Source organism: Psychrobacter sp. CAL346-MNA-CIBAN-0220 (assembly GCF_040309805.1).
In the GTDB taxonomy this organism is placed as follows: domain Bacteria; phylum Pseudomonadota; class Gammaproteobacteria; order Pseudomonadales; family Moraxellaceae; genus Psychrobacter.
In genome coordinates this window covers 230,410-257,223 of the sequence record NZ_JBEOPF010000002.1, presented here as the reverse complement: position 1 = coordinate 257,223, position 26,814 = coordinate 230,410, and the positions used below count along the sequence as shown (strand labels likewise).

Below are 26,814 nucleotides of genomic sequence, written 5' to 3'. Positions count from 1 at the left end.
ATTGTTATTTAACAGCAGTTATAAGGATATCAATAATAATTATAGGCGACTACTTTAACCAGCAAAACATCATGGCACTCATCAAACACAGTGGAGGCAACCCTTGAATTCATCGGCAGAAATACAAGCAATTTTGGCACTAGCAGACGGTACGATTTTTCGCGGTGTGAGTATCGGTAGTGCAGGTCATCGTGTCGGTGAGGTGGTATTTAACACAGCCATGACAGGGTATCAAGAAATCCTCACGGACCCAAGCTACGCACGTCAACTGGTCACCCTAACCTATCCGCATATCGGTAATACTGGCACTAATTCTGAAGATACTGAATCCGGTAATAGTCACCAAATATGGGCAGAAGGCCTAATTATTCGTGATTCTACTATGGTTACTTCAAGCTTCCGTAATTCTGAATCATTGACCGATTATTTACAGCGTAACGATACGGTCGCCATCGCTGAGATTGATACTCGCCAGCTTACGCGCTTACTACGTGAAAAAGGCGCGCAGCACGGCTGTATCATGACCGCATCCAACGGTGACACTATTAGTAAGGATGACGAGCAACAAGCGATCAAATTGGCACAAGAATTCGCTGGATTGGTCGGCATGGACTTGGCAAAAGAATGCTGTAATCCTGACGGTTTTGAATGGACAGCGGGCACCTGGGAATTATCTGACACCTTACTCAATCGTGATAGAGCTGGCAGTCATGACAGTGGCACCGGCGGCTTCTTTAAACAGCTTGGCACTCATATTGATTCAAAATATAACGTAGTCGCCTATGATTTTGGTAGCAAAACCAACATCCTACGTATGCTCGTTGACCGTGGTTGTCACGTCACCGTTGTGCCAGCACAAACCCCTATTGCAGACGTACTGGCAATGAATCCAGATGGTATTTTCTTATCGAATGGTCCTGGTGATCCAGCTGCTTGTGATTACGCTATTGATAGCGTCCGTCATATTATTGAGCAAACCGACATTCCAACCTTTGGTATCTGCTTGGGTCATCAGCTGATTGGTCTTGCCAGCGGCGCTAATACCATCAAGATGAAATTCGGTCATCACGGTGCGAACCATCCCGTACAAGATTTAGCGTCCGGTACGGTCATGATTACCAGCCAAAACCATGGTTTTGCGGTTGACGAAGACACCTTACCTGCTAATATAAAAGTTACCCATCGCTCATTATTTGACGGCTCAAATCAAGGTATAGAGCTGACCAACAAGCCCGTATTTAGCTTCCAAGGCCACCCTGAGGCCAGTCCAGGGCCGCATGATTGCGCGCCACTATTTGATAAGTTTGTTGATATGATGGAAGCAGCTAAAACAGCGTCGGCTTAAGAAATTAAAACAAATATCCTCAATAATTAACGATGACAGCAATTAATAACACATAAGGCGCTCAGAGCAATCAGTGCGCCTATAGTCGCAACAAATAAAAATTCAAAGTACCCCTCAATTAAAATATTACTTAAACGAAGGTAGCCCTAATTATGCCAAAACGTACCGACATAAAAAGCATTCTTATCATTGGCGCAGGCCCTATCGTCATCGGTCAAGCGTGCGAGTTTGACTACTCAGGCGCACAAGCGTGTAAAGCGCTGAAAGAAGAAGGCTACCGCGTCATCTTGGTCAACTCAAACCCGGCGACCATCATGACTGATCCAGCGATGGCTGATGCTACTTATATTGAGCCGATTACATGGCAAACCGTTGAACAAATCATTGCCAAAGAACGTCCTGATGCCATCTTGCCAACCATGGGCGGACAAACCGCGCTGAACTGTGCCTTAGAATTGGACAAGCACGGCGTATTGACCAAGTATAATTGCGAGCTAATTGGCGCGACTAAAGATTCGATTGAGATGGCAGAAGACCGCAACTTATTTGATAAAGCCATGAAACGTATTGGCCTTGAATGTCCACGCGCTGAAACCGCCGAAACTATGGAAGAAGCCTTTATCACCCAAGAAAAAATGGGCTATCCGTGTATCATTCGTCCGTCATTCACCATGGGCGGCTCCGGTGGCGGTATTGCGTATAACCGTGATGAATTTATCGAGATTTGTGAGCGCGGCTTTGACTTGTCTCCGAACCATCAGTTGCTCATCGATGAGTCGTTGATTGGTTGGAAAGAGTACGAGATGGAAGTGGTTCGTGACAAAAACGACAACTGTATCATCATCTGCGCGATTGAAAACTTTGACCCTATGGGCGTGCATACTGGCGATTCTATCACCGTCGCGCCAGCACAAACCTTGACCGATAAAGAATACCAAATCATGCGTAATGCCTCGTTGGCAGTACTGCGCGAGATTGGGGTAGAGACTGGCGGCTCCAACGTCCAGTTCGGTATTGACCCTGAAACTGGTCGTATGGTCGTCATCGAGATGAATCCACGGGTGTCGCGTTCATCAGCATTGGCCTCAAAAGCAACAGGCTTTCCAATTGCCAAAATCGCAGCAAAATTAGCCGTCGGTTATACGCTAGATGAATTGCAAAATGATATTACCGGTGGCAAAACACCAGCCAGCTTTGAGCCGGCGCTTGATTATGTGGTCACCAAAATTCCACGCTTTAACTTTGAAAAATTCCCCCAAGCCGATAATACGTTATCGACGCAAATGAAGTCGGTTGGTGAAGTGATGGCTATCGGCCGTAACTTCCAAGAATCTATGCAAAAAGCCTTACGTGGTATGGAAACCGGCTCAGACGGTTTTGATGAGCAAATTGACTTTGCTGCTATAAAAGAAGGCACGCTGAGCGCTGATAAGGCACGTTCTGAGATTACCAATCGTTTGACCATTCCAACACCTGAGCGTATCTATTATGTAGCGGATGCTTTTCGTATTGGTATGACGGTCGATGAAGTGTTTAGCTTCACCAAAATTGACCCTTGGTTCTTAGTACAAATTGAAGACATTGTTAAGACTGAAGCGACCGTTAAAGCGCTAGGTTTTGGCGGTCTCACTGAGAAAAACTTGCGCGGCTTTAAGCGTAAAGGTTTATCAGACTTGCGTTTGGCCAAACTGCTGGGTATCTCACAAAAGCAACTGCGTACCAAGCGTTGGGATTTGGGCGTTCATCCGGTCTATAAGCGCGTCGATACTTGTGCGGCAGAATTTGAAACCAGTACCGCTTATATGTATTCTACTTATGACAGTGAGTGTGAAGCCAATCCGACTAACAAGAAAAAAATTATGGTTATCGGTAGCGGTCCGAACCGTATCGGCCAAGGTATCGAGTTTGACTATTGCTGTGTCCATGCCGCGCTAGCAATGCGTGAAGATGGCTATGAGACCATCATGGTCAACTGTAATCCTGAAACGGTTTCAACTGATTATGATATTTCAGACCGTCTATACTTTGAGCCAATTACGCTTGAAGATGTGCTAGAGATTGTACGGATTGAGCAACCTGATGGCGTTATCGTGCAGTTCGGTGGACAAACACCACTAAAACTTGCCCGCGCCCTTGAAGCTGCTGGCGTCAAAATCATTGGTACTAGTCCTGATGCGATTGACCGTGCTGAAGACCGTGAACGCTTCCAACATATGATTCAACAGTTGAATCTTATTCAGCCGACCAATGCCCTCGCCACTAGTTTAGAGGATGGCTTAGTGAAAGCCAAAGATGTTGGTTATCCATTGGTTGTTCGCCCGTCATATGTCCTCGGTGGTCGCGCCATGGAAATCGTTTATAACGAAGACGAGTTAAGACATTACCTACGTACCGCAGTACAAGCTTCTAACGAAGCACCGGTATTGCTTGACCGTTTCTTAGATGATGCTATCGAAGTTGATGTTGATTGTATCTGCGACGGTACCGATGTGGTGATTGGCGGTATCATGCAGCATATCGAACAGGCTGGCGTCCATTCTGGTGACTCAGCGTGTTCATTACCGCCCTACTCATTATCAGATGAATTATGTGATGTGATGCGCGCGCAAACCGTTGCCATGGCGAAAGAGCTTGGCGTGATTGGCTTGATGAACGTCCAGTTTGCCGTCAAAGGTGAAACCGTTTATATCTTAGAAGTGAATCCACGTGCCGCGCGTACAGTGCCTTTCGTCTCTAAATGTATTGGCGCCTCTTTGGCAAAAGTTGCCGCACGCTGTATGGCAGGCACGTCACTAAAAGACCAAGGCTTTACTAAAGAGATTAAACCAACATTCTTTGCGGTCAAAGAAGCAGTATTTCCCTTTGCTAAGTTCCCCGGTGTCGATCCTATCTTGAGCCCTGAGATGAAATCAACCGGCGAAGTGATGGGCGTAGGCAAAACCTTTGGCGAAGCGTTCTATAAAGCCGTTATCGGTAGTAATGAGCGCTTACCTGGTTTGCCGACTAAAGGTGAAATCAAAACCGTCTTTATCTCCGTACGTGACAGTGATAAAGCGCAAATATCTCCTATCGCTCGTCAGCTAATAGATTTTGGTTTTAACATTGTTGCCACTACCGGTACCCAAAAAGTACTGGCTGAAAATGGCATTGAATGTAAAAAAATCAATAAAGTTACCGAAGGGCGTCCTCATATCGTTGATGCCTTAAAAAATGGCAAAATTGATTTGATTATTAATACCACTGAAGGCAAGCAAGCGCAAGAGGATTCATTCTCTATCCGCCGTAGCGCGCTGCAAGGTAAAGTGTTCTATGTCACTACTTTAGGGGCAGCAGACGCCGTTTGTAAATCTTATGCTATCGACTTGCCTTTTGAGGTATATAAATTGCAAGATTTGCATGAGCAAGCAAAGACAGTTGACGTGGCTGAATAAATTCAGTAAATTAAGCATAACCGTAAGGCTTGCTGAAAAACTTACCCAAGATTTGTTAGTCGTTTTAAGATAGTAGTCATAAGTTTAAAAAGCAATAAATTTAAAAAGCATAGTGGCTTACCTGCGACTATGCTTTTTAGCACGTACGCTTAATGCCACCTTTTTTATATTTCCAACCCATTGCAATAATACCAACACCATCTCATCATGAGGTGGTGTGATGTTATTGGTTTAAGGAAAAAACATGCAACGTTATCCCATGACTCCGCAAGGACATGCGGCTTTAGAAGCCGAGTTAAAACAATTAAAAACTATCGACCGCCCTCGTATCACCGCCTCTATCGCTGAAGCGCGTGAACACGGCGATCTCAAAGAAAATGCTGAATATCATGCCGCCCGTGAGCAGCAAGGGTTTTGTGAAGCGCGTATCCGCGACATTGAAGCCAAACTTGGCGGCGCCCAAGTGATAGATATCGCCACCTTACCAAAAGAAGGTCGGATAGTATTTGGCGTGACGGTGGTCATTGAAAATATGGATACTGAAGAAGAAAAGCGCTATCAAATCGTAGGTGATGACGAGGCCGACTTTAAAGGCGGTAAAATCTCTGTTAATTCGCCTATCGCTCGTGGTTTGATTGGTAAATATAAAGGCGATGAAGCCCGCATTGAAACCCCAAGAGGCTTAGTCGAATACGAGATTATGGAAGTGATTTACGGATAAGATTGTTTGGTAACTACTTGTTGTATAACTTAGAATTTTTTGATTAAACAGTTAAACCATAAATAATTATGCCTTAGACAGAGTAAGTGTCAACTTAACTTATCTAAGGCATTTTTGTATCCACCTCTACGACACTGATTGTCGTTTTATTTTCTTAATTCTCCTACCATTACAGTGACTTACCTGTATTTTTGCTAAACTGGTTATTCATCAATTAATTGGTAAACTCCCATTCATGGCCACCATCAATTATGAAAGACTACAAGGCAAGCTCAATATTTTAGCTGATGCAGCCAAGTATGATGTCTCTTGCTCATCCTCTGGCAGCACCCGAAAAAATCAAGGCAGCAGCTTAGGCGATGCGGCAAAATCCGGCATTTGCCACAGCTATACCGAAGACGGACGCTGTGTGAGTCTTCTTAAAATATTACTAACCAATCACTGTATTTATGACTGCGCTTATTGTACTTCGCGACGCAGTAACGATACCCCGCGCGCTGCATTTAGCGTAGAAGAAGTAATCGAGTTAACCATGCAGTTTTACCGCCGTAATTATATCGAAGGGCTGTTTTTAAGCTCGGGTATCTTTAAAAATGGCGATTATACTATGGAAAGACTGGTCGAGGTCGCCAAGCTCCTGCGTACTCGCGAGCGTTTTAATGGCTATATTCATCTTAAGACCATTCCAGGTGCCTCAAAAGAGTTATTGTTAGAGGCCGGACTATACGCCGATCGTCTGAGCGCTAATATTGAGATTCCCACTAAGTCTGGTTTGGCACTTCTTGCACCAGAAAAATCACATGCGCAATTAAAAGCACCGATGGAAACCATTAAAGAACAAATCATTGTCATCAAAGACAGCCGTAAAAATCATAAAAAAGCACCCAAATTTGTACCAGCAGGCCAGACCAGTCAGATGATTGTCGGTGCAAGCAATGAAACCGATTTACAGGTTATTCAGCTGTCCAGTCACTTTTATAAACAATATGCCCTCAAACGAGTTTATTATTCAGGCTATGTGCCAATGTTGTCCGATAGCCGCCTGCCAGCTATTGGCACACCAGTTCCGATGGTGCGCGAGAACCGCCTTTATCAAGCTGACTGGTTAATGCGCTTTTATGGCTTTGGTGCCGATGAAATCGTTGAGCCCGAGTCGCCATTTTTGGACTTAGACTGTGACCCAAAGCTGGCTTGGGCGATACGTCATCGCGAGCATTTCCCAGTCAATATTCAGACTGCCTCTTATGAGATGATTGTGCGTATACCAGGCATCGGTACTAAAACCGCAAAAAAAATATTGAAAGCTCGTCAGTTTAATCAGCTGACTTTATACCATCTCAAAAAAATGGGTGCTGCGGTCAATCGTGCCAAATACTTCATTGCTACTACTGGTAAAAACGAACATCTTGCCCATCTTACCCGCGATAACTTCCGCCAATATGTACTTGCACAGACGCAGACCAAGTTTAAAGACCAACGCAGTGGTCAACTGGCCTTGTTTTAATCCTTAACCAATTAATAATCAATAGGCTACGTTACTGCAGTTAGTCGACCTTGAAACCGTTATAGTAAGCATGGCTGAGGAAAATTTTCGTAATCTCTAGGGTGGTGCAACCGCACAGCAAGCAAGAAAATTTTACCAGCCTTACGAGTTTAGGCGTTATATCTATTTTATTGATTACCAGTTAATAAATAACACGCTACATTTAATTTCAGCTATTTTAAATGAATCCAGTCTAAGTGAATAATGCCACGTAGGACAATCAATGTTACAACAGCCACAAAACATGCCTTACTCTGTTAGTCAGGTAACCCCCAGTATCGTGCTTTATGAGCCCAGCTTTGAGGGTTGGCTCAGTGCGGTATTTTATGTGTATATGCATAAGCTACAACATAATTTCTCGTTAAAGCTGACGTCATACGACTGTTATGTGCCATCACTAATAGATCAGGCGATAAGGGTTCCTACTGAGAAAGATAAAGCCCAGCGGGTGCTGAGCAAAATAAATACCCTTATTGGGCGCTCAGGTATGCGGCAACTCTTATGGGGGTTTTTGTCCGAAAAGGAGAATATTGGCACCATCTTATTTCGAGTGGTCAAATATGCGATTGATTATCCTGGTCGGCCAATTATGGAAGACTTAGGACATTTAGAGGTGCTTGAGCTGGCACAAACTGTTAAGTCTGTGGGCCGCGAAAAACACCGTATGGAAGCCTTTGTACGCTTTGAGCATACCACCGACGATATTTATTTTGCCAGAGTGGCACCTGACTTTAATGTCCTGCCACTGATTGGTCAGCACTTCCGTCAACGTTATCAAGATCAACACTGGGCGATTTATGATATTAGCCGCAGCTATGGTATTTATTATGATAAGAGTAAGAGTACCTCCTCTCACCCTGCCCAATTACAAACCATCACCGATCTCGATGATACCGTGCTGCGCAATCCTGCCAGTATTCATAGTACTGACGAGCAGCGCTATCAGCAGTTCTGGCAAGGTTACTTTACCATCGTCAATATTAAAGAGCGTAAAAACCTACGGCTACATAAGCAATATTTACCGCAGCGCTATTGGAAGTATTTAAGCGAAAAACAAGGGCTACCTAATGCTGAACACTTACAAAAACGTCGTTAAATTCCTTTATCAGTAATCTTTATTTATAACACCCAATCAACCTTCAAGGTTGAGTTTTAGCTGCTTTTACCTGACAATAGCAGCTTGATATTACCAACGAGTACTGACCCCTATTATGAAAGTTATGCGCTTACTATCGTCTTTAAAACATGATGAATCCGAACGCGGTATCTTTCATTTGGGGCGCGCATTGGTCAAAAATGGCCATACTTCGATTATAATCTCCAGTGCCGATGATGATAACGAGCTGGTCAAACGTCTAGAGCGTGATGGTAATCTATATCATCAACTATATATGAATAAAAAGTCTTGGCTATCTTTATTACAAATCGCGCCGCTGCGTCACCTCATTGAACAATATAACCCTGATGTCATTCATATGCATTCTCGAACACCATCATGGATATTGCACTTAGCACTGCGCCGTGCACGGGTCAAACGCCCACCAAAACTAGTATCGACCATGTACGGATTTTATCCGATTAATAAATACTCACAAGCGCTGCTCGATGTCGATACCATTATTACCGTATCTGATAGCGTGACCAATTACCTAAAAAAAGGGTTGCGTCGCGAGAATGCTGGACCAAAAGTCATCAAGCGTATCTACCGTGGTATCGATACGCGCCGTTATCCTTATCGACATAATCCATCAGTGTATTGGCTAATGCATACCTTTGCTGAATATCCTGAGCTGGAACATAAAAAATGGCTGGTATTTCCAACCATCATCGGTAACGAATATGGGCAAGAGTGGCTGATTGATATCTTAGGTAATTTACAAGGGCAATTCCCTAATATTCATATCATTATTATGGATGAAGACCACAGAGATGGCGACGTGGCTCACGAAGACTTTCGCCAGCGTACCACGGCTCTTAATCTTAATGAGCGCATTACCTATGTCGGCAGTAGACGTAATGATATGCGCGAATGGTTATCAGCAGCGAATATCGTTATGGCACTTGCTAATCAGCCCGAATCTATTGGTATCAATGCGCTCCAAGCCATTCATTTGGGTACGCCAGTGATTGGCTGGGATCAGGCAGCATTCAGTGAGATTCTACAGCCGCTGTATCCACAAGGTTTGGTCAAAAAATACAACGCCCAAGCCTTATGTAAAGCAGTAAGAAACCAATTAGAAAGTGTTACCCGACCTGAGATGACCGATAAATTTACCATGCGTGAGATGATTAAAGAAACCTTGGCTGTTTATAAAGGGTTGCATACTGAATCGCTTGCAGAAGAGCAGGCGCTGTCAGATGCCTACTCAGTACGGAGAATTAAAAAGCATCTTAAGCCTGTAGCAAAGCCTTCTCATAGTGCGGCGATAAATCAGCCTTCTAAGGATAAAGATAAGGATAAAACAACTATAGATGTCTCTATTTCTTCTGAAAAGAAAACCTCTACGTCAGTCAGTACCTCAAAGCCAGTTAATAAAGATAGGTTATAATATCGAAAATTATCTGGTTTCTATTTTGAGATTGTCAATCTAAAATAATAATAGCTATTGATCTGACTTTAACTCAATAGGTCGCTGGTGTGTGCGCACTAACAATACGTGTTATAGCGTTATTAGGATTTATGAAAGTATGGGGGCGATTGGTATTAATAACGTAGCTGTCGCCTTCATTTAATAAATATGTATTATCATCAATACGAATTAATATTTTACCTTCAATGACAGTACCAATCTCCTCACCTTCATGAGAAATTCTGTCTTCAGTCGAACTGTTAGGCTGATAAACCTCAATCAAAAAACCTAAATTCTTTGTTGGGCTGTAGTTATAAACCTGTTTGATAGAGACTCGACTGCTCGGTTCGCTAAGTTCTATCAGATCCTTCGGTGTGACTACAACTCTTGCTTTACGCTCCTTCCACTCATCACTAAAAAAAGTATTTAGGTCAGAATCTAACACCAGAAGAATAGCTTTCAGCGTGTTTACTGCCGGGCTAACTTTATTACGTTCAATAGCACTGATTGAAGTATTAGTGAGCCCTGCTAACCTCGCCAGTTTACGCTGCGAAAATCCTTTAGCAAGCCGCAATTGATTGATCTTTTGACCGATATCTTCTTCTATTTTTTCAACTTTTTCAAGCGGCGTCTGTGGCTCACTAGATGTCAGTTTATTATCGATACTGATATCGTTATCATCAGTATCAGTATCGTTATTAAGAAAGTCTTTGGCTGGCATAGTTAATAAATTCCGTGAACAAAAATTTGGACAAGGCATCTTGCGCATAATTCAACTCAGGATGCCATTGTACACCAATCATAAACGGATGTTTTACTAAGCTTATAGCTTCTACTAATCCATCGGGCGCACGCGCCTCGACAAACAACTGTTCGCCAATTTCTTTTATGGCTTGTTTGTGCAGAGAGTTAACCCGCCACTTTGTACCGAATGTCGCCAATCTCCCACCCGACTGAATAATAACGTCATGTACAGGCTGATATTGCACTTCAAGAGGCGCAGTTTTGTCTTCTAAATGTGGCTCATAAAACCCTTCTACTTCACGCCAATCGCGGTGCAATGTCCCATCAAAATAAACATTCATCTCTTGTAAACCTCGGCAAACTGCTAATAACGGGATGCCACATTCATCTGCATGGGCCAACAATTTAAAGCTAAGCTCATCACGATTTAGATCCTGTTGTTCTTCAACATGCGATGCGCCATAACGCGTTGGTGCAACGTTGCTATAACTTCCTGTTAATAAGATACCGTCTACGACTGCCATGAGTGCTTCAAAGTTTACGCTATCGGCGGCCGTATAAGGTAGTAATAAAGGATTACCCCCATAATGATGGATCGCATCAATGTATTTTTCATATACCGCTTGTGCAGGCTGACCGTCCACCATTTTATGACACGAAACGATAGCAATAATGGGTCTAAAAGTATGCATATTATGCTTCCTTGAATTTGATATCTGAACTGAAAGTCCAGACTATGTAAGTATTTATTGATCTAAAATTTAGCATACTCAACAAGTGAATGTAAACTATAAATTTCATTATCATGATAAATTCATCATAATGAATTTTATAAGTTTCTTTTTAATACTTATAAATAATAATTGACATATATAAGTTTCACCCATATATTGAAGGACATCTGTTAAGACAAAAGAAACGAGCGCGGCATTAGATTTACGAATAAAAACCGTTACTGACCCACTCTAAGTACTTTATTTTATGGCCAAAAACCAGTCACATAGCCTCTTAGATGACGTTGTAGACCGCAAATAATTTTTATCGGCCATTTCATTTGTAGTGACTGTTTCACTTAGAATTATTTATAGATTTTACAATTATTTTTGAATAGTAGATCTCAAAAGAGTAGTAAAACAAACCCCAGAAAGCCAATAGGAATGAAAGACATGACAACAGCCAATGGAATGGTCGAACCTTCAAACGATATCGAATATGTATATATTGCAGCAAGTGATATTAATGGCTTACTTAGAGGTAAGCGCATACCTTCTAATCAATTGGATAAAGTGACAAATGAAGGTATTCGCTTGCCTTTATCGATTTTAGGGGTAGATATTTGGGGTGCCGATGTTATTGAGTCCTCTCAGTGTAATGGCGACATTGATGCTATTGCCAAACCGACAGGACGCGCACCAGCTTCGCTTATCAATACTAGTACGCCATCGTCGTTACTTCCAGTTTGGCTCTATCACGAGAGCAATGAGCCTTATTATGGTGATGCCAGACACGTTTTAAATCATATTAGTCAACAATTTAAAGCGCTTGGGCTCACCCCAGTCATGGCAACCGAACTTGAATTTTATTTGGTTGACTATACCGAGGGTGAAACGCCAAAACCGCCTATTCGTCCAAAAAGTGGTCTCAGACTGAACAAAACCTCTATTTTGAGCATCAATGATTTACTACAATTTGATGAGTTTTTAGATGAAGTTTATGCTCAGTGCCGCAAACTTGATATTCCTGTAGACGCTGCCTTAGCTGAAAATGGCTGTGGCCAATTTGAGATTAATCTATTGCATGTCGATGATCCTCTAAAGGCGGCAGATGATGCCATTTTATTCAAGCAGGTCATCAAGTCTGTAGCAGCGCGCCGAAAACTAACCGCAACATTTATGGCAAAGCCGTTTGGTAAGCAGTCTGGTAACGGCTTCCATGTGCACTGTAGCTTACTTGATAAAGACGGTAATAATGTTTTTGACAATGATACAGAAGAAGGCTCAGACATACTGCGCCATGCAGTAGCGGGACTACTAGCTACCATGTCGGACTGCACTTTGCTATTTGCACCCCATGTCAATTCCTATCGCAGGTTTACCCCAGGAACACTTGCGCCCAATAATATCTCGTGGGGTTATGAAAACCGAACGGCGGCAGTACGAATTCCTGGTGGCGATACCAAAGCACGTCGCATAGAGCATCGAGTATCTGGTGCTGATGCTAACCCTTATCTGGTCTGTAGTGCGGTACTTGCAGGAATGCTCTATGGCATTGAGAACAAGCTTGAAGCGCCAGAGCCGATCAATAGTATTACTTATGATGACGTTGATTTAAAAACCTTACCTTTAGACTGGCTATCTGCAATTCGTGAGTTTGAGAACAGTGATTTGGTCGGTTCGCTATTTCCAAGTGAGATGATTGAGCTGCTAATTGCAGTAAAAAAACAGGAAGCTAAGCGTTTTGCTCAGCAAGTGACCAATCTTGAATACCTCACTTATTTACAGGATGTCTAATATGTCAAATAACAACTTGTCCAATAATAACAGCCGTAATATCCCTCACTACTCAGAAGAGGGAAAATACCCAGACAGCTATTATGCGGCCAGTCGTAATGCCAAGCCTGATAGACCAACGCTAAAAAATGATATTCAGGTTGAGATTTGTGTGGTTGGCGGCGGCTTCAGCGGACTGTCCACAGCACTACACCTTGTTGAGTCAGACCACGAAGTCGTCGTCCTTGAAGGCGCACAGATTGGCTGGGGCGCGTCAGGTCGTAACGGCGGTCAAATTGTTAATGGCCTTAACGCCAGTCTACAAAAAATCAGAAAATCATATGGTCAACAAAATGCAGATTTTGTCGGTCAACTGGTCACTCGCGGTGGCAAAATCATGCGCCGTTTTATCGCTGACTATGATATTAAATGCGATCTAAAAGAGAAGAATATATTTGCAGCCTTGAATGACAGTCAGTTAAAAGACTTACAAGACACGCATACGCTTTGGGAAAGCCATGGCATGCATGATCGCGAGATGTTAGATAAACAAGGCATTCAAAAGTATATCAATACCGAGGCTTATGTTGGCGGGGTAATTGATCATTCTGGTGGTCATATTCATCCGCTAAATCTGGCATTGGGTGAAGCCGCAGCTGTTGAGCAAGGCGGCGGCACCATCTATGAAAACACACTGGTCGTCGATGTTGAGTATGCTGACGATGCAATCAAGATTATTACCGAATTTGGTACGGTGACTTGTAAGCAAGCGGTTCTTTGTGGCAACGCTTACTTGAATAAAGTCATTCCAAAACTGACCGATCGTGTCATGCCAGTATCCACTCAAATTATCGCCACCGAGCCTTTGGGTGCTTTGGCCGATGAGCTGATTCCATCAGACGTCTGTGTTGAGGATGTGCGCTATATCCTTGATTATTACCGGCTATCAGCTGACAAACGTATGCTATTTGGCGGCGGTACTGTCTATGGCGGTCAGGATCCGGCTGATATTGCTGACAAAATTAGACCTAATATGAATAAAATATTTCCCCAACTAAAAGACGTCAAAATCGATTATGCATGGAGTGGTAACTTCGCACTATCTTTCTCTCGCGTGCCGCAGTTGGGCAAGCTACATGATCGGGTTTATTTTGCACATGGTTATAGCGGTCACGGTGTCACAGGCTCGCATCTATTTGGGCAGATATTAGCCAATGCCATTAATGGCAGAACGGCCGAGTTTGATGCCTTTGCAAAAATTCCGTGGATACCCTTCCCCGGTGGCCGAGCACTTAGAGTCCCTTATTCGGTAATGGGATCATGGTGGTACGCCCTAAAAGACAGTACTGGCTTGTAAGTAAGCATTTTGGCTTTGAGGATGCGCGTTGTAATGATGCCATCACAGCAACGGATTGTTATTACTATCTCGATAGGAAGTCTATTCGCTACTTCCTATCGATCATCACCTTAAAAACAGGATCTTTTCTAGATAAGCCATAATGTTATACAAGGAGCGTAAACATGAACATGAAACTCAATGATGCCGTTGAGCGACAGTATCACAACAAGCGAGTTTTTCTAACGGTAGTCGTGGCGATAGTCATATACCTTGCCTTTATCTGGTTATCAACCAGCCGCGATGCGTCAGAATCTTGGGGCATACTATCCCTACTGCCCACGCTATTAGTGTTAGTAACCGCTATTGTTTCCAGACGTCCATTTGAGTCAATGATTGCAGGCTGTGTAGCTGGTCTAGTAATGCTCAATCCTTTTAATCTCGTATCTCCCTTTGCTAATAATATCTCGGCAGTACTGGGTAATGAAACTATTATCTGGATTATATTGGTTTGTGGGCTGATGGGCGGTCTTATTCAGCTGTTAGAGATCAGCGGCTGTCTGGACGGCTTTAGCGAGTGGCTACAAAAAGTAATTAAATCGCGTCGTCAGTCATTACTGGCAACTTTTGCTTTAGGAGTGGTGGTCTTTATTGATGACTATCTAAACTGTCTGGCTGTCTCTACTTCTGTCAAAAAACTAACCGATGTTTACCATGTATCGCGTGAAAAGCTCGCCTATATTGTCGATTCAACAGCGGCACCGATGTGCGTGATTGTTCCTATCTCTACCTGGGCCGTATATTTCGCTGGACTCTTAGAAGAGAACGGTGTTGCAAAAGACGGTGGTGGCCTTACCCTTTATATTAGTGCCATCCCATTTATGGCTTATGCTTGGTTTGCCTTAATTATCGTATTTTTGGTTGCCTATGGCATATTAGGGGACTGGGGACCAATGAAAAAAGCGGAGCAACGCGCAAAGGCTGGCAACCCTGTTCCAGAGGCTTTTAAAGAAGAAGAGCTAGTTTCGAATGTCCAAGCTAAACGCAAGTTATCATTTAAAGCCAACATCGCTAACTTTGCTTTCCCCATGATATTATTGATTATCTCAACTGTTTACTTTGAAATTGATCTATTAAGAGGCGCTTTACTAACTTGTTTTGTCACCGTCTTTTTATACTGGGCACAGGGTATATTAAGCTTTGAGACTCAAGTTGAAGCCATCTTTAAGGGTTTCAAAGTAATGTTATACCCACTCTCAACAGTAATTGGTGGCTTCTTTCTTAAAGCCATTAATGATGATCTGGGCATGACTACATTTGTTATCGATAGCATCACACCTTACATGACTATCATGACTTTTCCTGCAGTCATCTTTGGAGTCATGGCCTTCTTAACCTTTGCGACGTCATCAAGCTGGGGTCTATATGTCCTTGCTATGCCGATTGTGTTTCCAATATCATTAGCGCTTGGCGTTAGCACTCCTTTAATGATCGGCGCATTGCTGTCAGCCTCTTCATTCGGTAGCCATGCTTGCTTCTTTAGTGACTCATCATTACTAGCAGCACAAGGCGCTGGTTGTTCACCGATGCAACATGCTTTCACTCAGTTTCCCTATGCGATACTTGGTGCAGTCTTATCCGTTGTCACTTTCTTAGGGTTAGGTTATATGATGGCTTGACCGTAGATTAATCCTATGTCACATCACTATGATGACTTAAATATTGAAATAAGGAGCTAAACCATGCGCTCAGTTACCGTCGCTACTACCCAAATGGTTTGCAGCTGGGATAAGCAAAAAAATATCGATTTGGCAACCGATCTAGTAATCAAAGCGGCTAAGGCTGGTGCCAATATTATCTTACTGCAAGAATTGTTCGAGACCCCTTATTTTTGCCAAGTTCATAACTTTGATTACTTTGAGCTTGCAACTGAAGTATCAAACAATTCTACCATTCAGCATTTCAAACAACTGGCAAAATCACTTGAGGTCGTATTGCCAATTAGCTTTTATGAAAAATCAGGCAATAGCTTCTTTAATAGTGTTGCTGTGATTGATGCTGATGGAGAAGTATTGGGAACTTATCGCAAAACTCATATACCAGATGGTATCCCCTACGCTGAAAAATTCTACTTTACCCCAGGAGATACTGGATTTAAAGTTTGGCAAACTAAATATGCCAAAATCGGCGTGGGAATCTGCTGGGATCAATGGTTTCCTGAATGTGCGCGCAGTATGGCGCTCATGGGTGCTGAGATTCTCTTATATCCTACTGCCATTGGCAATGAGCCAACATTGAATATTGACTCAAAATTACATTGGCAGCGCTGTATGCAAGGTCATTCAGCCGCCAACCTTATGCCGGTGGTAGCTTCTAATCGTATTGGGGTGGAAACCATAATACAGGATGGAGACGAAAGCACGCTACAGTTCTACGGATCTTCCTTTATTACCGACGGTCGAGGCGAAATCTTACAAGAAGCGTCAGCAGATAATAGCGAAGTAATTAGCGCCACCTTTGATTTGGATCAACTGGCCCGTGAGCGCCACCAATGGGGAGTTTTCCGAGATAGACGTCCTTCTATGTATGACACGTTGCTCACCCATGGGTAAGGCTCATACAGAATAACCTCTACATATAACGTCGTAAGCATTATAGTGAAATAAGGCAATTGTTATGTCATTACTATCTAAAGGACTACTCACAGGCTCAACGCCAAAACAGAATGGCTTTTTTATGCCGGCGGAATTTGCACCCATCGAGAAAGTCTGGATGATATGGCCGTATCGTGCGGATAACTGGCGGCAACAGGCCAAGCCCGCTAAAATCGCTTACGCAGCAGTTGCTACCACTATTAAGCGCTTTTGTGATGTGGCCGTACTGGTCAATCCCAATGATTTTGAAACGTGCCGCGATTATCTTCCTGATGACATTGAAGTAATATCGATGCCAAGCAATGATGCATGGGCGCGCGATATCGTTCCTACTTTCTTGATTAATGATGACGGAGAGCTGCGCGGCTGTGACTGGACTTTTAACGCATGGGGCGGAACTTATGATGGACTATACTCGCCTTGGGATGATGATGATAAACTTGCCGAACGACTGTGCGATTATTTAGATATCAAACGCTACCGTACTGAGGGCTTCGTTATGGAAGGCGGCGCTTTTCATGTCGATGGTGAGGGTACGGTACTGACCACGCGCATGTGTTTATTAAGCAACGGCCGCAATCCTCATTTGAATGAAAACCAAATTGCCAACACCCTCAAAACGTATCTAAATGCCAAAAAAGTTCTATGGATTGATGATGGTATTGATCCCGATGAAACTACCGGCCACATTGATGACCTTGCTTGCTTTGCCCGTCCTGGAGAAGTGGTTTGCTTATTTACAGAAGACCTTGACCACCCTTTTTATGCGGCAACTCAAAAAGCCTATCGTCAGCTCTCTGCTATGACCGATGCTAAGGGCAGAACGTTGAAAGTTCATAAACTTTGCTGTACCAAGCATCCTGTGACTTTGCCTTATAATTACCAAGTGACGCAGTCCGACCACGCCAAAAGCCGTCATATGGGTGATGTTTGTATCGCCTCTTATGCCAATTTTTTAATCTGTAACGACGGTATTATTGTGCCGCAATACGATGATATAAATGATGACTTAGCCATTCAGCAACTTGAAAAAATCTTTCCTAAGCATCAGGTAGTTGGCGTACGTACTAAAGAGATCGTATTTGGCGGCGGCAATATTCACTGTATTACCCAGCAGCAGCCTGCGGTCAACGCATAATAACGAGATTTATGTGTTCTATAATTATCTTCTTCAAACATAACCAAAAACGGATTTTGAACCCAAGGAATTTTTATGAGCGAATATCAAGTAACCAACCCAGCCACTGGCGAAGTTGAAGCCACTTACCCTACTGCGAATGAAAAAGATATCCAGCAGGCGATAAAAAAAGCGGATGATGCGTATCAAGACTGGCGTAAAGTGTCCCTCGGCGAGCGCAGTGCACTACTACATAAAATTGCCGATATTTATACTGAGCGTCAAGATGAGCTGGCAGATATGATCGCTATAGAAATGGGCAAACCTGTCGCCCAAGGTAAAGGAGAGCTTGGTTTGGTTGCTGAGATCTATCGCTACTATGCAGACAATGCAGAGCAGCTACTGGCACCTAACCAAATCAACGTGGACGAAGGATCAGCCTCTGTAGAGAAGCTTCCAGTGGGCGCATTGCTAGGGATTATGCCGTGGAATTATCCGCATTATCAAGTCGCGCGCTTTGCGGCACCAAACTTTATGGCAGGCAATACTATTATTTTAAAGCATGCCCCGCAGTGTCCTAAGACCGCAGAAGTTATTGTCGATATTCTTAAAGACGCCGGCATCCCTGATGGTGTATACAACAATATCTTTGCAACTAATGAGCAAGCCGCTACTATTATTCAAGATGATAGGGTACAGGGAATCTCATTAACAGGTTCTGAACGGGCAGGTGCAGCAGTCGCCAAAGAAGCAGGTAGCGCCCTCAAAAAAGTTGTACTGGAACTTGGCGGCTCAGATGCCTTTATTGTCGCAGCAGATGCTGATATCGAGAAGGCAGTAGCAGATGCCATCACAGGTCGCTTTGGTAATACAGGACAAGCTTGTAACGCAGCTAAACGCTTAATTGTGGTTGAAGCTGTCTATGATAAGTTTGTACAAGGCTTTACCGATGTGGTCCGCGCTATGACTTTATCTGATCCATTAGATAAAGATACTTTTATTGGACCGATGTCATCAAAGAGCGCTGCCGTTAACCTGCAAAAGCAGTTAGATGGTGCAATACAGGCTGGCGCTACGGTATTGGTCGAAGGCGGTATGTTAAAAGACAAGCCAGGTGCTTGGTTTGCGCCAGCAGTACTCACTGATGTCGATGACTCAATGGATGTCTATCGTCAAGAGTTATTCGGTCCTGTTGCTGTCATATACAAAGCCCGTGATGTCGAACATGCCATTCAAATAGCCAACGATGTCCCATTTGGTCTTGGTGCTTCTGTCCAAACACAAGATCCAGCATTGGCTGAAGATATTGCTAGCAAATTGGAAGTGGGCATGGTGACTATTAACGCCCCTTCTGGTACTGAAGCCAATACCCCATTTGGCGGCGTTAAACGTTCAGGCTTTGGTCGTGAGTTGGGTACGCTTGGCATCACTGAGTTCCTAAACTATAAGCTAATTCGTAATAAATCTAATTGATAGACAAATCACATTAGTTTTAAAAAAGGAAAAAGCCTAGCGTTTAACGCTAGGCTTTTTTAATCAACACTATAAACTTATTTACTATTTTTTCTTTTTAGGCGGATTGTCTTTTAACCACAACTGATTAACAATTTTTAATTCGCGTAGCTCTTCCGCCATAATAGCTTCACTTATACCAGGATACTTAACCCTTGCATAACCATATAATGCAAGACCCAGTACTGTCCAGCCAAAAAAGATCCACCATTCAATAGCGATAAGAGCTGAAGGCATACCTGGCATATATAATGCAAGTAGACCCAAACCTAAAGCAATGGTTAGTACGCCAACCAATTTACCGGCTGGTACTCTAAATGGACGTACCATATCAGGCTCGCGGTAGCGCAATACCAAGAAAGAAATAGCAACACAAGTATAAGCAATGACGATACCAAAGCCACCTGCATCAACAATCCATACTAGCATTTTACGACCAAATAATGGCGCTAGGGTTGCCAGGCCACCAATCAATAAAATGGCATTAGCAGGTGTGTTGTATTTTGGATGCAATTTACCCAAAAACGCCGGTAACATATGGGCTTTAGACATAGCATATAGTAAACGACTGCCACCAATCAAGAACGCATTCCAGCTAGACAAGATACCAAGTACCCCGCCAATAACCAGTAAAATACCGGCCCATTTACCATGCCATGCATTGGTCATCGCATCGGCTGTGGCCAAAGTCGAACCTTGTGCTTGTATTAGTGGTAAGGTAGTGCCTACACTCCAAGCAACCGCAATATACCAAAGCACCGCAATAATAATTGAGACAATCAAAAACTTACCAATATTAGGACGGGTTAAATCAATCTCTTCTGCTGCTTGTGGAATCACGTCAAATCCTACAAACATAAACGGTACCATGACAATGACTGCCATTATACCGGCTGTACCATTAATAAATGCAGGCGCTTGTACGGCAGTCGATGTAGCAGGATTATATAATGCAGCACCAATAAACAGTAAGATACCAACAAATAAAACGCCTAATACGGCGGTCTTTTGGAACCAAGCACTAACTTCCATACCGCGAATATTGAGCCACGTCACAATCACCGAGCCCAGCATACCCACACCAACCCAAGTGGCATAAACATCCCAGCCAGCGATCGTCCATAAGTAACCTTGGTTATAATTGGGAATAAAGTATTCAACCACCGTTGGTAGTGCAACCGCCTCAAAAGCAACTACCGAGAAGTAACCAAATAGGATACTCCACGAGCAGATAAACGAGACATTGACTCCTAACGCTCGGTGGGTATAAGTGTGCTCACCACCTGTGACCGGCATCGATGCGGCCAGCTCAGCATAATTGACGCCGATCATAATGACTGCCAAACCACCAATGAAGAACGCTAACATTGCCCCCCATGTACCGGCAGCGACGATCCAGCCACCTGCTAAAACCACCCAACCCCAACCAACCATAGCGCCAAACGCTAGGGCAATAATATCAAATGTACCCAGCGATTTTTTTAATCCAGACATAACTTACTCCTTGTCTAAGTGTCATCCGTGTTAACCCTTTATGGTTAAGTTGGCTTTTATTTAGCTAACTATTTACGTTAGCTTAGGACTCATTTATCCGGGCATAGCCCATCATCATTATCTTTCCATATCTCATTGTCCATACTTGATTTTTCGGTACTTTTTAATTTATAGGTCGAACTTATAGGCTTGTTTACAGCGTTTTACTGACTCATATTTTAGATCATGAGTTTCTAACCACTGGAAAATTAAGCACTAAAATCCAAATGGCGAGAACAAAAACGGCGTCTTGTCGTGCAAGGCGCCGTTGTAAAGCCTGTACTCAGAGCGAGTGCTCTAAGAGCAACCTTGCTGTTATAGTAACAATATAAGCTGTTAACTAAAATTAAATAGTTAATTAAAAGCTATACATGAGTACAGCAAATAAGCATACAGTATGAATTAAGCAGTTAGAATGCCGCCAATAATATCTAGACCCTCTTGCAGCACTTCGTCTTCAACAGTGAGTGGCACCATGACGCGAATCGCGTTGCCGTGCATACCACAAGAAGCTAACAGTAGACCTTGCTCAAAACATTTCTGTTTTAAATTAGCAGTGGCATCGCTATCTGGCTTGCCCTCACTATCGATCAATTCAAAAGCCAGCATTGCGCCTTTATGACGAATGTGACCGATACTGCTAAGATTTAATTCTTTTAAGAATGACTCGATTTTATCGCCAATCTCAATGCTACGCTCGAGTAGATTTTCTTCTTCGATTACCTCTATTACGGCTAAGGCTGCGACGCAAGCTAATGGGTTACCCGCATAAGTACCCCCTAAACCACCAACCTGCGGTGCATTCATGATATCAGCGCGACCAATGACAGCAGATATTGGATAACCACCAGCCAAGCTCTTAGCGCTAGTCATAAGATCAGGCTCAACACCTAGTTGCTCAGCGGCAAACAAGGTACCAGTTCTAGCAAAACCACATTGCACTTCATCAAAAATCAAGACGATACCGTGCTCATCACAGATATCACGCAAAGCTTTAGCAAATGACGGCGTAACTTGATGGAAACCGCCTTCACCTTGTACCGGCTCAATAATCATTGCCGCCACTTCACTAGGATCAATATCAGCCTGAAAGATCATCTCAAGGCTATGCAAAGCTTGTGCCTCAGTGACGTTAAGCTCTTCAGCAGGGAACAAGGCGTGAAATACAGGACCTGGCATTGGGCCAAAGTTCTTTTTATACGGCAGTACTTTACCAGTTAGGCTCATGCACATTAAAGTGCGACCATGCCAGCCACCAACGAAAGATATAACACCTGGACGACCAGTTTTAGCACGGGCAATTTTTACACAGTTTTCTACTGCTTCAGCACCAGTGGTTAAAAAGAAAGCTTTTTTAGCACCGCTAATCGGTGCTTTGTCACATAGCTTTTCAGCGAGCTCAACATAGCATTCATAATTAATCATTTGTGCAGCAGTATGGGTGAACTTATCCAGTTGCTCATGTACGCGCTGAGTAATTTTAGGATGGCTATGGCCAGTGTTCAGTACTGAAATACCACCGACAAAATCAATGTAACGCTTGCCTTCAACATCCCAAATCTCTGAGTTTTTCGCTTTGGCAGCAAAAACAGGAAAAGCCACACCAAGTCCAGTCGGTAGGACGGCTTTACGGCGCTCAAGTAAAGATTGATTGGTAGCTTTATTAGTAGTAGTCATAAGAATGTCCTCTTTTTTATTTTCAACTTAACAGCGGCTCAATTAAATGTCTATTTAGAGAGCCGCTGTTTACATAATGAATGCTAAATGCTAGGGAACTTATATCATTTAGCCTATTTAATTTGAATTAATTACCATGCTAAGTGGGTAGAACTAGCTGATGTCACTGCACCAGTATTTGGTTACGACATATTCTTCGATGCCATATTTTGAGCCTTCACGACCAAAGCCTGACTGCTTCACGCCGCCAAATGGCGCAACCTCAGTGGAAATCATGCCAGTATTGTGACCAACCATACCGTATTCAAGTCCTTCGGTAACCCGCCATGCACGCGCAAAATCACCACTATAAAAATAAGCTGCCAGTCCATAAATGGTGTCATTAGCAGCATGAATCACTTCTTCTTCGCTCTCAAAAGTGAATATCGGTGCAATAGGGCCAAATATCTCTTCACTGGCAATGTCCATGTCATCACTAATGTCGCTAATAACCGTCGGGTTATAAGCTAATGGAGAGGCATTATTAGTACTACCACCAGTAATCAGGGTGGCGCCTTTATCGAGGGCATCTTTTAGTAACGCTTGGACTTTCTGTAGAGCCTTTTCATTAATCAAAGGACCGACATTAACCCCTTCTTCCATGCCATTACCGACCTTAAGTTCAGCAACTTTTTTGATGAAAATATCTAAGAATTCATCTTTAATGCTGTCCTGAACGTAGACACGATTGGCACAAACACAGGTTTGGCCCGCATTACGGTATTTTGAGGCAATTAGGCCTTCAGCTGCTTTTTCTAAATCCGCATCATCAAAGACGATAAAAGGGGCATTACCACCAAGCTCTAGTGACAGCTTCTTAATAGTAGGTGCACACTGCGCCATTAAGGTACGTCCGACCTCAGTAGATCCAGTGAATGATAGTTTTTGGATACGAGCATCGCCAGTCAAGATATCGCCGATGACCGAAGATTTACCAGTGACCACTTGGATGACACCAGGGGGAATACCCGCTTGCTCAGCCAATGCACCTAGTGCCAGAGCAGAAAAAGGAGTTTCAGTGGCAGGCTTAATAATGATCGTACAACCAGCCGCAAGCGCAGGCGCAGCTTTGCGAGTGATCATTGCAGCAGGAAAGTTCCAAGGAGTAATCGCGGCGCAAACGCCAACCGGTTGCTTTAAGATTACATAACGCAGCTGCGACTGAGTGGCAGGAATAACATCACCGTAAACGCGTTTGCCCTCTTCTGCAAACCAACGGATAAAGCTATTAGCATAGCCAATCTCACCGCGAGACTCGCCTAAAGGCTTGCCTTGCTCAGCAGTCATGATAATCGCTAAGTCTTCTTTATTGGCATCAATAAGATCTGCCCATTTCTGTAGTAGCACTGAGCGCTCTTGAGCAGTTTTGGCAGCCCAAGATACTTGTACTTCATGAGAGTGAGCAACAGCGTCATTAACATCTTGCTTGGTCAAGCTTGGGATGGTACCGATGACGTCGCCGCTAAACGGATTACTCACCTCAATGGTGACAGCATCACTGGCGACATGCCAGCCATCTTTAATAAGGCATTGCTGTTTGAATAAATCTGGATTTGCTAGATTTAGCGTATTTTTTAGCATAGTAACGCTCCTTGTTGTTAAGCTTATTGCTTATTTATAGTTATGAATAAAACGGCTATCAGAAGATTAATTTTTATAAAAAATAGGTCATGTAACTTATATAATGATTGATAACCAACTAATTGTTCAATATACTGAACAATGATTCTATATATGGGACACCATTATAAGAATGATACGAGTCACATTGCAACCCTTATTACACCTTTTATCGTAATCTTTAGCTTTATTACACACAATTATTCACTTTCTTCCCTACTTATAGGTTATTTATGAGCACTACTGCTGTTCCCGCCTTAGACAAAACCTTTCAGATTTTAGACTTAATCACGGATAGCTCGCAGCCCCTCACCGCTGCTCATATTGCCAAGGAGCTAGAGCTCGCGCGTAGCTCAACCCATAATATTTTGCAAAGCCTACTTAGTAAACACGTCATCTATAAAGATTCTGATAACCGCTTTCATTTGGGCTCATATCTGCTTTATTGGGCAGGTAAGTACGAGCAGCAGCAAGGGGTTATTCAGTTATTTAAAGATTTGATTGTTCGATACCCTGTGCTACTACAACATACCGTCACCTTATCTAAAATGGACTTAGGCGAAGTAGTATTTTTGGCCTGTCATGAAGCTCCTGCTCCACTTGGCTTTACCTTCCGCGCTGGTGTCCGTGTACCTGCGGTATTTTCAGCAACGGGTAAGGCCATGCTATCTACCTTATCTATGCACACTATCGAATCGTTATATGAGGGGGTATTTCCGACACCCCTAACCCCTAATGGTGTAAACAACTTTGCCACCTTGTCCGATGAGCTTACCACTATTCATAGTAGCCGTATCTCGCTTGATGATGGACAGCTACGTGATGGTATGTATTGTTTGGGCACCTATGTTCGTAACGCCTCAGGTAATGCCATCACAGGTATGGCAGTCAGCTTTTTACAAGCAGAATACGAGTCTAAGCGCGAAGAAGTCAGTGCCGTACTTATCGAGCTTGCTGAGCAAATGGAGAAATGTTTGGGCTTTAACACCTCGCGTTCAGTGTAAAGTTTAGGCAATTCTTAAGTTAGCAGTTTGTGGTTCAAACGATGGGAAATAAAGTACTTTGAGCACTACTGTTTTAAACAGTAGTGCTTCAACAATAGCCAGTTAGACAATACCGTCAGCTTTTAATTTGGTAATCATGTCACTATCATAGCCTAACGTTGCTAGAGTGGCGTCAGTATGCTCGCTTAGGCGTGGCGGTGGCGAGCGATAAGTAACCGGTGAGGCAGATAGCTTGATTGGATTACCCAATGCTCGCACAGGGCTACCTTGCGCGGCAAAGTCGACAATCATCGCGCGTGCCTGTGTTTGCGGCATGGCAAGCGCCTCGGCAATATCATGAATGGCACCGCAGGGTACCCCAACATTATGCAAGGCTGTAAGCCAATGAGCACGCGGTTGCTGTACAAACTTTTCTGACAGCCATGTTGATAATAGTTCACGATTTTCAACACGTGCAGGATTGGTTGCAAAGCGGCTGTCCTGCTGCCAATCAACTGCTAATACTTGGCAAAGCTTAGTAAACTGCTGATCGTTACCGCAGGCTAAAATAAAGTGCTGCTCACCTTCAGCTTCAAATACTTGATAAGGAACAATGTTTGGATGTTGATTACCCAATCTTGGCGGCACGTTGCCTGATGCCAGATGATTCATTCCAACATTCGCCAGCAGTGCAAGCGCGCTATCAAATAACGCCACATCCACTTGCTGTCCACGTCCCGACTGTTGGCGTGCCAGTAATGCTGCTTGAATACCTATGGTAAGCTGCAACCCTGCGAACAAATCGACCACCGCCACGCCTACTTTGTGCGGTTCACCATCACTAGGGCCAGTGATGCTCATTAGCCCCGATAAGCCTTGAATAATATAATCATAACCTGGACGCTCAGCATCAGGCCCTGTCTGACCAAAGCCCGTTAAAGACGCATAAATCAGACGGGGATTATCTTGTTTTAGACTGTCATAATCTAAGCCATATTTTTTGAGGCCACCGACTTTAAAATTTTCAACCACAATGTCACTATCAGCAGCAAGCTGCTTGATGATAGCTTGGCCTTCTGTAGTAGTAATATCGACAGTTAATGATTTTTTATTACGGTTGATGGTCGCATAGTATGCTGAGGTTTCATCACTAAATGCAGGAGGCGCCCAGTGACGAGTTTCGTCACCAATATGCGGCCGCTCAACTTTAATTACGTCTGCACCTAAATCAGCTAAGATTTGAGTACAGGATGGCCCTGCCAATACTCTAGATAAATCCAGTACTTTGATACCGTCTAATGCTCCTTGTGGAGCGTTATTATTAGCATCATTGCTATTGGAATTGCTATTAACAGTGTTGATAGACTGCGGTTGCTCTGTCTGCGATGATATTGTGGTCATAATAGTTCCCTATCTAATAGTCCCTTAGCTTTTGGCACGTTACTTGACGTGTTTTACTATTTTTTATTTTTGAATGTTACTTATCGAGATATTTCTGAG

General features: G+C 43.3%; 19 protein-coding genes. 13 read left to right on the top strand and 6 right to left on the bottom strand.

Features of this window, described 5'->3' with window-relative positions:
- The first annotated feature begins 103 nt into the window (after positions 1–103).
- The 6 genes from carA (at position 104) to AAEY88_RS07130 (ending at position 9,589) form a co-directional block, all read left to right on the top strand.
- Complete coding sequence (gene carA, locus AAEY88_RS07155) at positions 104–1,345, top strand: glutamine-hydrolyzing carbamoyl-phosphate synthase small subunit (protein WP_350560899.1); 1,242 nt, start codon at positions 104–106, stop codon at positions 1,343–1,345.
- 152 nt (positions 1,346–1,497) lie between these two features.
- Positions 1,498–4,776, top strand: a complete 3,279-nt coding sequence (gene carB / locus AAEY88_RS07150; protein WP_350560897.1) for a carbamoyl-phosphate synthase large subunit — start codon at positions 1,498–1,500, stop codon at positions 4,774–4,776.
- A gap of 244 nt (positions 4,777–5,020) precedes the next feature.
- A complete protein-coding gene (gene greA / locus AAEY88_RS07145) occupies positions 5,021–5,497 on the top strand; it encodes a transcription elongation factor GreA (RefSeq protein WP_350560895.1) in 477 nt (158 codons plus the stop codon).
- Between the two features lie 235 nt (positions 5,498–5,732).
- Positions 5,733–7,001, top strand: a complete 1,269-nt coding sequence (locus tag AAEY88_RS07140; protein ID WP_350560893.1) for a putative DNA modification/repair radical SAM protein — start codon at positions 5,733–5,735, stop codon at positions 6,999–7,001.
- Positions 7,002–7,263: 262 nt separating this feature from the next.
- Positions 7,264–8,136, top strand: a complete 873-nt coding sequence (locus tag AAEY88_RS07135) for a TIGR03915 family putative DNA repair protein (RefSeq protein WP_350560891.1) — start codon at positions 7,264–7,266, stop codon at positions 8,134–8,136.
- 115 nt (positions 8,137–8,251) lie between these two features.
- Positions 8,252–9,589, top strand: a complete 1,338-nt coding sequence (locus tag AAEY88_RS07130) for a glycosyltransferase (RefSeq protein ID WP_350560889.1) — start codon at positions 8,252–8,254, stop codon at positions 9,587–9,589.
- A gap of 73 nt (positions 9,590–9,662) precedes the next feature.
- Here AAEY88_RS07130 and AAEY88_RS07125 read toward each other — a convergent pair whose 3' ends face one another.
- A complete protein-coding gene (locus AAEY88_RS07125) occupies positions 9,663–10,331 on the bottom strand; it encodes a cupin domain-containing protein (RefSeq protein WP_350560887.1) in 669 nt (222 codons plus the stop codon).
- The gene (locus tag AAEY88_RS07120) at positions 10,309–11,046 is read right to left on the bottom strand and encodes a gamma-glutamyl-gamma-aminobutyrate hydrolase family protein (protein WP_350560885.1); all 738 of its coding nucleotides are present in this window, start codon (positions 11,044–11,046) and stop codon (positions 10,309–10,311) included. Before AAEY88_RS07120 ends, AAEY88_RS07125 begins: the two co-directional genes overlap by 23 nt.
- Positions 11,047–11,520: 474 nt before the next feature.
- On the opposite strand from AAEY88_RS07120, the gene AAEY88_RS07115 reads away from it, so the two are divergent.
- The 6 genes from AAEY88_RS07115 to AAEY88_RS07090 all read left to right on the top strand — a co-directional run bounded on the left by AAEY88_RS07115 (position 11,521) and on the right by AAEY88_RS07090 (position 19,423).
- Complete coding sequence (locus AAEY88_RS07115) at positions 11,521–12,864, top strand: glutamine synthetase family protein (protein ID WP_350560883.1); 1,344 nt, start codon at positions 11,521–11,523, stop codon at positions 12,862–12,864.
- Between the two features lies 1 nt (position 12,865).
- Complete coding sequence (locus AAEY88_RS07110; RefSeq protein WP_350560881.1) at positions 12,866–14,200, top strand: FAD-binding oxidoreductase; 1,335 nt, start codon at positions 12,866–12,868, stop codon at positions 14,198–14,200.
- 164 nt (positions 14,201–14,364) lie between these two features.
- Positions 14,365–15,858, top strand: coding sequence for a Na+/H+ antiporter NhaC family protein (locus tag AAEY88_RS07105; RefSeq protein WP_350560879.1), 1,494 nt, complete (start codon positions 14,365–14,367; stop codon positions 15,856–15,858).
- A gap of 63 nt (positions 15,859–15,921) precedes the next feature.
- Positions 15,922–16,791, top strand: coding sequence for an N-carbamoylputrescine amidase (aguB, locus tag AAEY88_RS07100; RefSeq protein ID WP_350560877.1), 870 nt, complete (start codon positions 15,922–15,924; stop codon positions 16,789–16,791).
- A gap of 64 nt (positions 16,792–16,855) precedes the next feature.
- Positions 16,856–17,971, top strand: a complete 1,116-nt coding sequence (aguA, locus tag AAEY88_RS07095) for an agmatine deiminase (protein WP_350560875.1) — start codon at positions 16,856–16,858, stop codon at positions 17,969–17,971.
- Between the two features lie 75 nt (positions 17,972–18,046).
- Positions 18,047–19,423: an NAD-dependent succinate-semialdehyde dehydrogenase gene (locus tag AAEY88_RS07090; RefSeq protein ID WP_350560873.1), complete on the top strand. Its 1,377-nt coding sequence runs from the start codon at positions 18,047–18,049 to the stop codon at positions 19,421–19,423.
- Between the two features lie 84 nt (positions 19,424–19,507).
- Here AAEY88_RS07090 and AAEY88_RS07085 read toward each other — a convergent pair whose 3' ends face one another.
- The 3 genes from AAEY88_RS07085 to AAEY88_RS07075 form a co-directional block, all read right to left on the bottom strand.
- On the bottom strand, positions 19,508–20,956 hold the full coding sequence (locus tag AAEY88_RS07085) for an APC family permease (protein ID WP_350560871.1): 1,449 nt from the start codon (positions 20,954–20,956) through the stop codon (positions 19,508–19,510).
- A 441-nt stretch (positions 20,957–21,397) separates the two neighbouring features.
- Complete coding sequence (gabT, locus tag AAEY88_RS07080) at positions 21,398–22,672, bottom strand: 4-aminobutyrate--2-oxoglutarate transaminase (RefSeq protein WP_350560869.1); 1,275 nt, start codon at positions 22,670–22,672, stop codon at positions 21,398–21,400.
- Positions 22,673–22,825: 153 nt separating this feature from the next.
- A complete protein-coding gene (locus AAEY88_RS07075) occupies positions 22,826–24,292 on the bottom strand; it encodes an NAD-dependent succinate-semialdehyde dehydrogenase (protein ID WP_350560867.1) in 1,467 nt (488 codons plus the stop codon).
- A gap of 272 nt (positions 24,293–24,564) precedes the next feature.
- Here AAEY88_RS07075 and AAEY88_RS07070 point away from each other — a divergent pair, with 272 nt between their 5' ends.
- Entirely contained in the window at positions 24,565–25,335 is a 771-nt protein-coding gene (locus AAEY88_RS07070; RefSeq protein ID WP_350560865.1) for an IclR family transcriptional regulator, read from the top strand.
- 102 nt (positions 25,336–25,437) lie between these two features.
- Here AAEY88_RS07070 and AAEY88_RS07065 read toward each other — a convergent pair whose 3' ends face one another.
- Positions 25,438–26,715 carry a CaiB/BaiF CoA-transferase family protein gene (locus tag AAEY88_RS07065; RefSeq protein ID WP_350560863.1) on the bottom strand — a complete coding sequence of 426 codons (1,278 nt, stop codon included), beginning with the start codon at positions 26,713–26,715 and terminating at the stop codon, positions 25,438–25,440.
- Positions 26,716–26,814 lie beyond the last annotated feature (99 nt).

Bases quoted from the DNA above. Each gene is read 5' to 3' on its own strand.
- carB (WP_350560897.1), top strand. From the start codon at position 1,498: ATGCCAAAACGTACCGACATAAAAAGCATTCTTATCATTGGCGCAGGC.
- greA (WP_350560895.1), top strand. From the start codon at position 5,021: ATGCAACGTTATCCCATGACTCCGCAAGGACATGCGGCTTTAGAAGCC.
- AAEY88_RS07140 (WP_350560893.1), top strand. From the start codon at position 5,733: ATGGCCACCATCAATTATGAAAGACTACAAGGCAAGCTCAATATTTTA.
- AAEY88_RS07135 (WP_350560891.1), top strand. From the start codon at position 7,264: ATGTTACAACAGCCACAAAACATGCCTTACTCTGTTAGTCAGGTAACC.
- AAEY88_RS07130 (WP_350560889.1), top strand. From the start codon at position 8,252: ATGAAAGTTATGCGCTTACTATCGTCTTTAAAACATGATGAATCCGAA.
- AAEY88_RS07125 (WP_350560887.1), bottom strand. From the start codon at position 10,331: ATGCCAGCCAAAGACTTTCTTAATAACGATACTGATACTGATGATAAC.
- AAEY88_RS07120 (WP_350560885.1), bottom strand. From the start codon at position 11,046: ATGCATACTTTTAGACCCATTATTGCTATCGTTTCGTGTCATAAAATG.
- AAEY88_RS07115 (WP_350560883.1), top strand. From the start codon at position 11,521: ATGACAACAGCCAATGGAATGGTCGAACCTTCAAACGATATCGAATAT.
- AAEY88_RS07110 (WP_350560881.1), top strand. From the start codon at position 12,866: ATGTCAAATAACAACTTGTCCAATAATAACAGCCGTAATATCCCTCAC.
- AAEY88_RS07105 (WP_350560879.1), top strand. From the start codon at position 14,365: ATGAACATGAAACTCAATGATGCCGTTGAGCGACAGTATCACAACAAG.
- aguB (WP_350560877.1), top strand. From the start codon at position 15,922: ATGCGCTCAGTTACCGTCGCTACTACCCAAATGGTTTGCAGCTGGGAT.
- aguA (WP_350560875.1), top strand. From the start codon at position 16,856: ATGTCATTACTATCTAAAGGACTACTCACAGGCTCAACGCCAAAACAG.
- AAEY88_RS07090 (WP_350560873.1), top strand. From the start codon at position 18,047: ATGAGCGAATATCAAGTAACCAACCCAGCCACTGGCGAAGTTGAAGCC.
- AAEY88_RS07085 (WP_350560871.1), bottom strand. From the start codon at position 20,956: ATGTCTGGATTAAAAAAATCGCTGGGTACATTTGATATTATTGCCCTA.
- gabT (WP_350560869.1), bottom strand. From the start codon at position 22,672: ATGACTACTACTAATAAAGCTACCAATCAATCTTTACTTGAGCGCCGT.
- AAEY88_RS07075 (WP_350560867.1), bottom strand. From the start codon at position 24,292: ATGCTAAAAAATACGCTAAATCTAGCAAATCCAGATTTATTCAAACAG.
- AAEY88_RS07070 (WP_350560865.1), top strand. From the start codon at position 24,565: ATGAGCACTACTGCTGTTCCCGCCTTAGACAAAACCTTTCAGATTTTA.
- AAEY88_RS07065 (WP_350560863.1), bottom strand. From the start codon at position 26,715: ATGACCACAATATCATCGCAGACAGAGCAACCGCAGTCTATCAACACT.